This window comes from Streptomyces sp. STR69 (assembly GCF_024519455.1).
In the GTDB taxonomy this organism is placed as follows: domain Bacteria; phylum Actinomycetota; class Actinomycetes; order Streptomycetales; family Streptomycetaceae; genus Streptomyces.
Genome location: NZ_JALJRY010000023.1, coordinates 136,570 through 147,499 on the forward strand (window position 1 = coordinate 136,570; position 10,930 = coordinate 147,499).

A 10,930-nucleotide genomic window follows, 5' to 3' on the forward strand; every position below is an offset into this window, starting at 1 on the left:
CGGGTGTGTCAGGCGGCGTCGAGGGCCGCGGTGATCTTGTCGGCGGTCGCGGTGAGGGTGGGACCGGGGCCGCCCTTGGCGGTGCGGGCGGACGCCTCGACGGCGACGAGGACGGTGCTGCGGAAGTTGTCGGCCTCCTCCGGGGCCTGCTTCTTCAGCAGCTGCACGGCGGCGGTCAGGGCGGGCAGGACACGGTCGGCGATCTCCGCCGCGGACTTGCCGCCCAGATCCCCGACCGGGGACTTCTCCGCGAGGACATGGCCGACCAGACCGGTGCCGGTGGTCAGCGCGATGCTGCCCTGGGTGGCCACCTTGTGCGGGGAATCGGCACCGGCGGCCGCGGCCATCAGCGTCACCGCACCGTAGGCGGCGGTCCGCAGGGTCAGCTTGTCCTGGTCACTGAGGGTGATGGACATGGTGGGGGGCTCCTTCGTGTCGAACGCCGTACCCGGCGTCACTCCGAACTGCTCGGCTCCACTATGGCACACAGTTGGCGCCATGATGAGCCATTAATGGCGTCAATATGCGCCATGCGGTGCCCCGTGCTCGTGAAGCCACCGCCCGGACGGCACAGGCGCCGGCCCCTCCGGCGGCGGACAGGCAGGAGACCCGCCGGCGCCCTCGGGGGATGGTGGGGACACCGGCGGGCCCTTCGCTGCTCCAAGAAGGCTCATGACCGTCCGCACCGGAGCGCACGATCCTGAGCGTCGCAGGCCGCACTCGAGGGGACCTCGAACGCCGCTGGAGCACCGCGCTGGAGCGCCCCGCGCGTCCGTGGCGATCGTCGTCCGGCGCTCCAACCGGCTTCGAGCGGCCGGGCGGAAGCTGGCGGCCGGCCCATCGGACGGACGGCCGATCACGACGGCCGGAAGGGAAACCCATGACCGCCCTGGACGACACACCGGTCGGGCAGCGGCGCGGCACGGTCGCCGAACTCGAGGCCGTACGCGCCGACATGCGCAAAGGACCCAGCGACAAGGCCACCCGGACGCAGCACGCCAAGGGCAAGCTCACCGCCCGCGAGCGGCTCCGGCTCCTCTTCGACGAGGGCCGGTTCACCGAGGTCGAAGGACTGCGCAGACACCGCGCCGCCGGCTTCGGCCTGGAGGACAAACGCCCCTACACCGACGGCGTCGTCACCGCCTGGGGCCGGGTCTTCGGACGGGTCGTCTTCGCCTACGCCCACGACTTCCGCATCTTCGGAGGCTCCCTCGGCGAGGCGCACGCCGAGAAGATCCACAAGATCATGGACATGGCCGCCACGGCCGGGGCCCCGATCGTGGGTCTGTGCGACGGCGCAGGCGCCCGCATCCAGGAAGGGGTGACCGCCCTCGCCGGCTACGGCGGCATCTTCCAGCGCAACGTCCGCAACTCCGGGGTCATCCCGCAGATCAGCGTGATGATGGGCCCCTGCGCGGGCGGCGCGGCCTACTCCCCGGCACTGACCGACTTCGTGTTCATGGTGCGCGGCACCTCGCAGATGTTCATCACCGGACCGGACGTCGTACAGGCCGTCACCGGAGAACGCATCAGCCACGACGGACTCGGCGGCGCCGACACCCACACCACCCTCTCCGGAGTCGCCCACTTCGCCCACGACGACGAGGAGAGCTGCCTCGCCGACGTCCGCTACCTGCTGTCCCTCCTGCCCGCCAACAACCGTGAACAGCCACCGTCCGAGCCCGGCGCCGACCGGCCCGACCGGCTCACCCCGGCCCTGCGCGACCTGGTGCCGTCCGACGAGAAACACGCCTACGACATGCGCGGGGTCATCGAGGAGGTCGTCGACGCCGGCGACTTCTTCGAGGTGCACGAGGCATGGGCGCCCAACGTCGTGTGCGCCCTGGCCCGGCTGGACGGCCAGGTCGTCGGCATCGTCGCCAACCAGCCCGCCGCGCTCGCCGGGGTCCTCGACATCAGGGGCAGCGAGAAGGCGGCCCGCTTCGTCCAGATGTGCGACTCCTTCAACATCCCGCTCGTGACACTGGTGGACGTGCCCGGCTTCCTGCCCGGCGTCGGCCAGGAGCACGGCGGCATCATCCGGCACGGCGCGAAACTCCTCTACGCCTACTGCAACGCGACCGTCCCCCGCGTCCAGCTGATCCTGCGCAAGGCCTACGGCGGCGCCTACATCGTCATGGACTCCCGCTCCATCGGCTCGGACGTGTCACTGGCGTGGCCCGGCAACGAGATCGCGGTGATGGGCGCGGAGGGCGCCGCCAATGTCGTCTTCCGGCGCGAGATCGCGGACGCCGACGATCCCGACTCCGCCCGCAGGCAGCACATCAAGGAGTACCGGGAACAGCTCATGCACCCGTACTACGCCGCCGAACGCGGCCTGGTGGACGATGTCATCGACCCTGCGGAGACCCGCGCCAGGCTCATCGACGCCCTCGCCGTGCTGCGCACCAAGTACGTGGCACAGCCCTCCCGCAAACACGGCAACCAGCCGCAGTGACGCACCGGGCCGCTCCGGCTCGTCACCCGCGACGGACTCCGGAGCGCCCGAAGAACGGCAGAGAAGCCGCGACCCCGGCGCACACCGCCTTCCCGCAGGCCGGGGCCGTCGTCCGCCCGGCCATGGGCGTGGGTCTGTGCCCGTCCTCGACCGGGAAGCGAGCGCGAGGGGCCATAGATGGAAGGTGCAGCCGGTCATCCCGGTGGACCGAGATCCCGGACAGGAGACAGGTCAGTGAGCAGCAGCCCGAGCGAACGCACAGGGAACGTCACCGGCGGACTCGACGATCTCTTCCACGTCTTCGACACGACGCTGCGTGACGGCGCGCAGCGCGAGGGCATCAACCTCACGGTCGCCGACAAGCTGGCCATCGCCCGGCACCTGGACGACTTCGGCGTGGGCTTCATCGAGGGCGGCTGGCCGGGCGCCAACCCGAGGGACACCGAGTTCTTCGCCCGCGCCCAGGGCGAGCTCGACCTCCGGCACGCGCGGCTCGTCGCCTTCGGCGCCACCCGCAGGGCCGGCGCGAAGGCGAGCGAGGACCTCCAGGTCAAAGCGCTCCTGGAGTCCGGTGCCCCGGTGATCACGCTGGTCGCCAAGGCGCACGACCGGCACGTGGAACTGGCGCTGCGCACCACTCTCGAGGAGAACCTGGAGATGGTCCGCGACACTGTCTCCCACCTGGTCGCCCAGGGCCGCCGCGTCTTCGTCGACTGCGAGCACTTCTTCGACGGCTACCGCGCCAACCCCCAGTACGCCAAGGCGGTCGTCCGGGCCGCGCACGAGGCGGGCGCCTGCGTGGTCGTGCTGTGCGACACCAACGGCGGCATGCTCCCCGCCCGGATCCAGGCGATCGTGCAGAGGGTCCTCGCCGACACCGGTGCCCGGCTCGGCATCCACGCCCAGGACGACACCGGCTGCGCGGTCGCCAACACCCTCGCCGCCGTCGACGCGGGCGTCACCCATGTGCAGTGCACGGCGAACGGCTACGGCGAGCGCGTCGGCAACGCCAACCTCTTCCCCGTGGTCGCCGCCCTGGAGCTGAAGTACGCCATGAAGGTCCTGCCCGAGGGCAAGCTCCGCGAGATGACCCGCATCTCCCACGCCATCGCCGAGGTCGTCAACCTCACCCCCGCCACGCACCAGCCGTACGTCGGTGTCTCCGCCTTCGCGCACAAGGCGGGCCTGCACGCCTCCGCGATCAAGGTCGACCCCGACCTCTACCAGCACATCGACCCGGAACTCGTCGGCAACCGGCTGCGGATGCTCGTCTCGGACATGGCGGGCCGCGCCTCCATCGAGCTCAAGGGCAGGGAACTCGGCATCGACCTCGGCGGCGACCGCGAACTGGTCGGCCGCGTCGTCGAGCGGGTCAAGGAGCGCGAGCTCAAGGGCTACACGTACGAGGCCGCCGACGCCTCCTTCGAACTCATGCTGCGCGAGGAGGTCGAGGGCAGGCCGCTGCGCTACTTCCGGGTCGAGTCCTGGCGGGCCATCCTGGAGGACCGCCCCGACGGCAGCCACGCCAACGAGGTCACCGTGAAGCTGTGGGCCAAGGGCGAGCGCATCGTCGCCGCCGCCGAGGGCAACGGCCCGGTCAACGCCCTGGACCGCGCCCTGCGCGTAGCCCTGGAAAAGATCTACCCGCAGCTCGCCCGCCTCGGAGTGGTCGACTACAAGGGCCGCATCCTGGAGGCCAGGCACGGCACGCAGTCCACGACCCGGGTCCTCATCTCCATGACGGACGGCCGGCACGAGTGGTCCACGGTGGGCGTCGCCGAGAACGTCATCGCGGCGTCCTGGGCCGCACTGGAGGACGCGTACACCTACGGCCTGCTGCGCGCGGGCGTCGAGCCCGCCGCCTAGCCCGCGGGCCGGCGCAGCGGTGCTCGAACTCCCGCCCGCGCCACGGCACTTGACGCGCGAGAACACCGACCGCACGGCACTGGGTGGTGCCGCTTGGCGTCATACGGCACCATCGGACACCAGGCCGCGGACAGCGGGTGCGTACACGGCACCGCAGCGACTCGGACGGCCCCCTTGCTTGCGTATGGTGCCAATATGATGCAAATATGGCGCCATGGATCTCACGCCGTATGTCGACACCCTCCGCCGGGAACTCACGGTGGCCGCCGAGGCCGGCGGCAAGGAAGCCGGCGAGCTGGCCGAGCGGCTGACCGCTCCTCTGGAGTCGGCGACCCGGCTGGTCATGCTCAACGTGCTCTCCGCCGCGATGGACGAGATCACCCGTGAGCTCGCGCCCGGCTCGGTCGACGTACTGCTGCGCGGTCTGGACCCCGCCTTCGTGGTGACCCTGCCCCCCACCGGCGGCGGCGGCGCCGTCGCGGAACCGGCCGAGTCCGCCGAACTGTTCAGGGCCCCGGCCCCGGCCGACGGCGACGAGGGCGGCCCCGCCCGCGTCAACCTGCGGCTGCCGGCCCACCTCAAGGCACGCGCCGAGGAGGCTGCGGGCCGCGAGGGCCTGTCGGTCAACGCCTGGCTGGTACGCGCCGTGTCGGCCGCGGTCGACGGCGGCACCCGGGTCCGCGCCCCGGAACGCACCCAGGCCGTCGGGCAGAGCTTCACCGGCTGGGTGCGCTGACCGCGTCCGCGCCACTCCGCTCACATCATGTCCCGCCAGCGGGGACACCCTGAAGACTCAGAGACGGGGCAGCCATGCCTACTTTCGACACCCCCGAGGCGATCGCGGTCACGGCGCGCGTGGACGCCGGTTCCATCCAGTTCACCGCGGGCGAGCGCACCGACACCGTCGTCGAGGTGCGCCCCCGCGACCCGGACAAGAGCGTGGACACGCGGACGGCCGACCAGACCGAGGTCAGATACGCGAGCGGCACGCTGACCGTCCGCACGCCCCGGCTCAACCTGTTCGGCCGTTCCGGCACCGTCGACGTGACCGTCGAACTGCCCACGGGCTCGCACATCGACGTGAGCGGGTCCTGGACCCAGGTGCTCGGCGAGGGCCGGCTCGGCGAGGTCCGCGTGAAGACCTCGTCCGGCGACACCCGCCTCGACACGACCGGCCCGCTGCAACTGACCGTGTCGCACGGCTCGATCACCGTCGAGCGGGTCGAGGGCAAGGCCGAGATCACCACCAGCACCGGCAGCCTGCGCGTCGGCCTGCTCGACGGCCCGGCCGTCCTGAAGAACTCCCACGGCAGCACGACCGTCGACGGTGCGACCGGCGAGCTGCGGGTGAACAATGCCAACGGCGACATCGAGATCCGGCGCGCCGCCGACTCGGTCACCGCCACCACCGCCCACGGCACCGTACGCGTGGACGAAGTGGCCCGTGGCACCGTCCAGTTGGAGACAGCGTACGGCGCCATCGAGGTCGGTGTCCGCGAGGGCACGGCCGCCTGGCTCGACGTCAGCGCGGGTTCGGGCCAGGTGCGCAACACCCTCACCGCGTCCGAGAGCCCGGAGCAGACCGAGGACACCGTCACGATCCGCGCCCGCACCAGGCACGGCAACATCTACGTCAGCCGCGCCCGGGCCTGAGCACCGGCCGCACCGGTGAGTGAGGGGAGCGGCGAAAGCCCGTCGTCCCGTCAGCCCATGATCCAGGGCGCCGGGACGCGCAGCGCGCCGACCGCGGAGGACAGAGGCCGGCCGGAGTCCCCGGCCGGCGGCAGCGCGGCCGAGAGGATGCCCCACAGCTGGCCCGCGGTCAGGGCGCGTACCGGAACGGTGACCTGACCGGCGAGGACGACACCATGGGCGGACTCCAGGGCGCCGACGATGCCGATGAGGGCGAGGGAGTCGAGCCCGTACGTCTCCAGCGGCACGTCGACGGCAGGCGCCCGGTCCCTGCCCAGGCCGGGCAGACCCTGCCGGAGAACCGCCTCGAACCTCGCGTTCCACGGTGTCTGCGCCATGAGCTGACTTCCTTCCGGCTGCTGAAGCGGTCCAGGCCGTGCCTGCGCGTCCGCTTCACGCTGCCCCCACCCGCTTGAGGGATCCTCGACGGGCGTTCGAACTCCCGCCGCCCGCCTGTCACTTCGGCATCCGGTACGCCCGAGGGTCAGGCGGCGTGGCAGAGCGCGGCCGGGGCCGCGGCGCGGGCCATGGGCACGGACACCGGCTGGGCGGCGGGGACGGTGATCGCGACCCGCGAGCGGTTCCGCGCGAAGACGACCAGGCGCAGGACCGCGAACCGTGCGACGCCGGCGAGTGCGGAAGCGGTCAGGTAGACGGTCTGTTCGAGCACCGCGCCGGGTGACACCACCAGCAGCTGCAGGGCGAACATCGCCGCGCAGGTCACCACGTACGCGGCTGCCGCGGACCCGGCCGACTGCGCGTGCTGCCGCCAGGTCGCCCGGCCGCCCGCACCGAAGGTGAAACGGGCGTGCAGCTCGGTGGCGAGGACGGTGGAGGCCGCGGTGATGACGGCGTTGGCCAGGGCCCAGGGCATCCAGGCGGAAACGGCCGCCACGGCGAAGCTGGAGGCGACCCCCACTCCGCCACCACAGAGCACGAAGCGGGCGAAGGCGGCGACGGCACCGGGTGCCGCCTGCTGCTGACTCCCTACGGTTTCCATGATCCACCCCTCTGCTGCCTCACTGCGATGAAGTGACGCCATCATGGCACACATGTCTACCCAATGGGGCCACTTATGGCGTCACTTGTTTTCATGCATGGCGCCACACTGTGAGTGCCATCAAAAAGCAGCAGGTCAAAGAGTTGGATGCTTCGCCAGTGGCATCCACGCCGACCTGGCGCCGCAGGGAAACAGATGCCGGACACCCACATAGGACCGCTTCCGGCCTGCCGCTTTACGAGATCCCGCCGAGCGAGGGCCTCGACCTAGCCCGCAGCGGACGCGCAATGCCCAGAAGTGATGCCACCTGCACGCCATAGTGGGGTCATGCAGGGGGAAAGGTGTGCCGGGTACCACCCGGGACGGCGAGTGCCCGTCGCGGGCCCGGCCCGTTGCACGGCCGGCTCCTCGCAGAGCGGCAGCCGGCTAGCGGTGGTCCGCGTCTGTCGGTGCGGGGTCCTCCGAGGGAGTCCCCGGGCCGGTGTGGAGTACTTCGCGGGCCTGCTCGGCGGCGCGGGTGATGCTTTCGCTGATGAAGTCGAGGAAGCGGGCGACGTTCTCCAGGCGGGCGGCGGCGGGAGTGTCACGGCCGAGGACGGCGGCGCCCCGGCGTGCGATCTTGACGAGTTCGTCGTTGGCCCGGGCGCTGGCGATCGTCGCCTGGTAGAAGAGCTCGTTGTCGACGACATAGCGGTCGCGGCGCCCCTCGTCACGTTCCCGGCGGACAAGGCTCTGGCTCTCCAGGAACGTGATGGCCTTGGAGATGGACGCCGGGCTGACCTGGAGACGCTGGGCGAGCAGGGACGCGGTGAGAGTGCCGCTGTCGGCGGTGAACAGACAGGTCAGCACCCGGGCCGGGATCTTGGGCAGACCCGAGCCCATGAGGACGGTGGTGAACGTCTCCTCGTACTCGGCCACGGCCTCGGCGTCACGCCCGTGCGCCGGCGGGGCCGACTCCGGCCCGCGGGAGGGGGCGGCCCTGCGCCGGTGGGCACGGCGTTCGGTGGCGCGGTGGGCCAGGTCGGCGCGGTAGGCGGTCGGACCGCCGTTGCGCATCACCTCACGCGTGACCGTCGAGGTGGGACGGCCCAGGGCCCGGGCGATCTCGGCATAGGGGAGGCTGTCGGCCAGCCCCAGCGCGATCTGCTGGCGTTCCTGCTGGGTGAGTCTGCCTCCCGGCATCGCGGTCTCCTCGGTGATCCCTCGCAGCGGTCCCTGACCCCCTCACTATAGCGTTCACCCTTCTCCCATTGCAATGATCAGGAAGATGGATGTTGCGTTACCGTCGGAGTCATTGCAACAGTTTGAAGCTCTCTACCTGCACGAATATCAATTTTATGCAACGAGTATGTTGCCCTGCAATGGAAAGCAACGTAGCGTTTCCAATACCAGAAACAACCTGCGAACAAGGGAGAACACCATGCAGAAGTTCGACACCCCCACCCCGATCTCCGCCGTCATGGACATCCCCGCCGGACGCATCCGGTTCATCGCCACGGACCGCACCGACACCACCGTCGAGATCCAGCCCGCCGACCCCTCCAGAAACCGCGACACCAAGGCCGCCGAGCAGACCACCATCACCTGCACCGACCGCACCCTGCAGATCACAGCCCCACAGCCCGGCAACAAGCTCCCCCGCCCCACCGGATCCCTCGCAGTCACCATCCGACTCCCCACCGGCTCCCACATCGAGGCCAGGACCGCCGGCGCCGAACTGCACTGCGAAGGACACCTCGGCCACATCGCCTTCGACGGCGCCCACCGCCGCATCCGGATCGACCAGGCCACGAGCCTGCACCTCACCGCGACCGACGGCGACATCGAAGTCGGCCAACTGGACGGCCCCGCACAGATCAGCACCGAACGAGGCGACATCCGCATCACCGAGGCCCTGCGGGGCACCCTCGTCCTGAACACCCAGCTGGGCGACATCACCGTCACCGCCGCCCCCGGCACCCCGGCCCACCTCGACGCCGGCACCGCCCACGGCCGCATCACCAACACCCTCAAGAACGACGGCACCCCCACACTCGACATCCACGCCACCACCTCCCACGGCGACATCACCGCCCGCAGCCTCTGAAAAAACACCCCGACACCACCAGGAGAAGACCCATGAACAAGAACAGCACTCCCACAACCGACACGACATGGACCGGCATGGTCCCCATCGACGACACAGCCCTGGCCGTCACCGACACCGGCGGTACCGGAATCCCCGTCGTCTACCTCAACGGCCAGTTCGCCACCCAGGGATACTGGCGCCGCGTCATCACCGAACTCGGGCCCGGATGGCGACACATCACCTACGACGAGCGAGCCCGCGGCAGGAAATCGAAACAGTCCGCGGACTACTCCTTCGAAGCCGCCGTCCGGGACGTCGACGCCGTCCTCGCGGCCCGAGGCGTGGACAGGGCACTGGTCGCAGGCTGGTCCTACGGAGCATTCGTCGGAGCCCACTGGGCCAGCCGCAACCCCGACCGCGCCCTGGGCGCAGTCCTGATCGACGGCGCACAACCCTACGACTGGCTGGACGAGGCCATGGAACGCCGCATCCGGAAACTGTTCGGGAGGATGGGCTGGTTCCTGCCACTGCTGCGCCCGACAGGCCTGACCCCGCGAATGAACGCCCGGCAGATGGCCGACACCAACATCGAACTCGGCAAACTCGCCCGCGAGCACGATCTGGCCCCCGTACTGGACGCCATCACCGTCCCCGTGCGCTACGTGGTCGCCTCGGGCGCGTCCCTGGGAAGCAAGGGCGACGAACAGGAACGCATCCGCGCCGCCCTCGACGCGGTGACCGCCCGCAACCCGAACATCCGCATCAGCGCGAAGGTCGCCAGCAACCACGACGCAATCCTGAAAAAGGACTTCACCGCCGTGGCCGAGGCCGTACGCGAGATCACCCCCCTCGACCAAGACACGAACTGACAACACGGGCCGGCCCCCGGCAAGACCACAGCCCCCCACAATCGGCCGGAACGGCGTCCCCTCAATGACGACAAGCGCCGCACCACGGGAGACACGGCCGCCCCGGCCGCCCCGGACGACGCGGACAGAACAGCCTCCCGACAGGCCGGCAGGACCTGAGCACCAGTCGAGAGACACCGGGACTCACCGGATCAGGTGAGTCCCATCAGGTGAGTCCCACTCGTCCAGCCGTTCAAAGAGCAGCCCGCGAGAACCGCACCCCGCCACCGCGCACTCACCCCCCTGACCGAAGAGCCCCGCCGCCGAACCGGTCCGCGCTGCTCCCGCGCGGGACCTGCACTCCTGACGCCGACACGCAAGTCACACACTTTCACCAATCCTCATGCTCAAAACGCATAGATCTTCTAGGGTCGTCCCATGACGATGACGCTCGGCGAGCGCGTGCGGGCAGCCACAGCCGCACTCATGCAGATCACGGGGGAGTCCCAGGCAGACCTCGCCACAGCTCTGGGCGTCAGCCAGACGCAGATCAGCCGCCGCCAGTCCGGCAGCGCGGCATGGAGCCTGAACGACTGCGAAGCCCTCGCCGCCCACTACGGAATCGACGCCCTGGACCTGCTCGCCGGCCCCACCCGGGCCTGTGACACCCTGCCCCCTCACCGCCGCCGCACCACCCCCACCCCCGCCGCCCAGGGAACACCACGATGACCGACTTCGACGCGATCGACGCACTCCTGGCCGACGCCCGTACACCGGCCGCCCTGCCCCCTGCCGAGCAGCGGCGCGCCCTGCGCCAGGCACTGAACCTCTCGCGCACCCAGGTGGCCCGGGCACTGGGAGTGAGCCCCTCCACGGTCGGTGGCTGGGAACAGGGACGCGACCCCAGCGGCGAAATCCGAGAAAAGTACGCCTACTTCCTCAACCACGCCCAGGAAAGACTGCACCCCCCAACCGAAACACCACACCACCCCGCCACC

Annotated in this window: 12 protein-coding genes; 8 read left to right on the top strand and 4 right to left on the bottom strand. The window is 70.4% G+C overall.

Annotated features, from left to right (window positions below; translation table 11 throughout):
• Positions 1-8: 8 nt before the first annotated feature.
• Positions 9-416 (bottom strand): hypothetical protein, encoded by a 408-nt coding sequence (locus tag OC490_RS35375; protein ID WP_262062129.1) that lies wholly within the window; start codon positions 414-416, stop codon positions 9-11.
• 464 nt (positions 417-880) lie between these two features.
• Between OC490_RS35375 and OC490_RS35380 the strand changes: the two genes are divergently transcribed.
• From OC490_RS35380 to OC490_RS35395, 4 genes are all read left to right on the top strand, one after another.
• Entirely contained in the window at positions 881-2,458 is a 1,578-nt protein-coding gene (locus OC490_RS35380; RefSeq protein ID WP_262062130.1) for an acyl-CoA carboxylase subunit beta, read from the top strand.
• Positions 2,459-2,692: 234 nt separating this feature from the next.
• A complete protein-coding gene (gene cimA / locus OC490_RS35385) occupies positions 2,693-4,324 on the top strand; it encodes a citramalate synthase (RefSeq protein WP_410099214.1) in 1,632 nt (543 codons plus the stop codon).
• A 214-nt stretch (positions 4,325-4,538) separates the two neighbouring features.
• Positions 4,539-5,060: a hypothetical protein gene (locus OC490_RS35390; RefSeq protein WP_262062132.1), complete on the top strand. Its 522-nt coding sequence runs from the start codon at positions 4,539-4,541 to the stop codon at positions 5,058-5,060.
• Positions 5,061-5,134: 74 nt separating this feature from the next.
• Entirely contained in the window at positions 5,135-5,977 is an 843-nt protein-coding gene (locus OC490_RS35395; protein WP_262062133.1) for a DUF4097 family beta strand repeat-containing protein, read from the top strand.
• Between the two features lie 50 nt (positions 5,978-6,027).
• Here the strand turns inward: OC490_RS35395 and OC490_RS35400 are convergent, their stop codons facing one another.
• From OC490_RS35400 to OC490_RS35410, 3 genes are all read right to left on the bottom strand, one after another.
• Complete coding sequence (locus OC490_RS35400) at positions 6,028-6,354, bottom strand: acyl carrier protein (RefSeq protein WP_262062134.1); 327 nt, start codon at positions 6,352-6,354, stop codon at positions 6,028-6,030.
• 146 nt (positions 6,355-6,500) lie between these two features.
• Positions 6,501-7,016, bottom strand: coding sequence for a hypothetical protein (locus OC490_RS35405; RefSeq protein WP_262062135.1), 516 nt, complete (start codon positions 7,014-7,016; stop codon positions 6,501-6,503).
• A 426-nt stretch (positions 7,017-7,442) separates the two neighbouring features.
• On the bottom strand, positions 7,443-8,198 hold the full coding sequence (locus OC490_RS35410; protein ID WP_262062136.1) for a helix-turn-helix domain-containing protein: 756 nt from the start codon (positions 8,196-8,198) through the stop codon (positions 7,443-7,445).
• A 238-nt stretch (positions 8,199-8,436) separates the two neighbouring features.
• On the opposite strand from OC490_RS35410, the gene OC490_RS35415 reads away from it, so the two are divergent.
• The 4 genes from OC490_RS35415 to OC490_RS35430 form a co-directional block, all read left to right on the top strand.
• Entirely contained in the window at positions 8,437-9,102 is a 666-nt protein-coding gene (locus OC490_RS35415; RefSeq protein ID WP_262062137.1) for a DUF4097 domain-containing protein, read from the top strand.
• A gap of 32 nt (positions 9,103-9,134) precedes the next feature.
• Positions 9,135-9,953, top strand: coding sequence for an alpha/beta fold hydrolase (locus tag OC490_RS35420; RefSeq protein WP_262062138.1), 819 nt, complete (start codon positions 9,135-9,137; stop codon positions 9,951-9,953).
• Between the two features lie 417 nt (positions 9,954-10,370).
• Positions 10,371-10,661 (top strand): helix-turn-helix transcriptional regulator, encoded by a 291-nt coding sequence (locus tag OC490_RS35425; protein ID WP_262062139.1) that lies wholly within the window; start codon positions 10,371-10,373, stop codon positions 10,659-10,661.
• The coding region (locus OC490_RS35430) for a helix-turn-helix domain-containing protein (RefSeq protein WP_262062140.1) at positions 10,658-10,930 on the top strand (273 nt) is incomplete at its 3' end. The genes OC490_RS35425 and OC490_RS35430, both read left to right, overlap by 4 nt.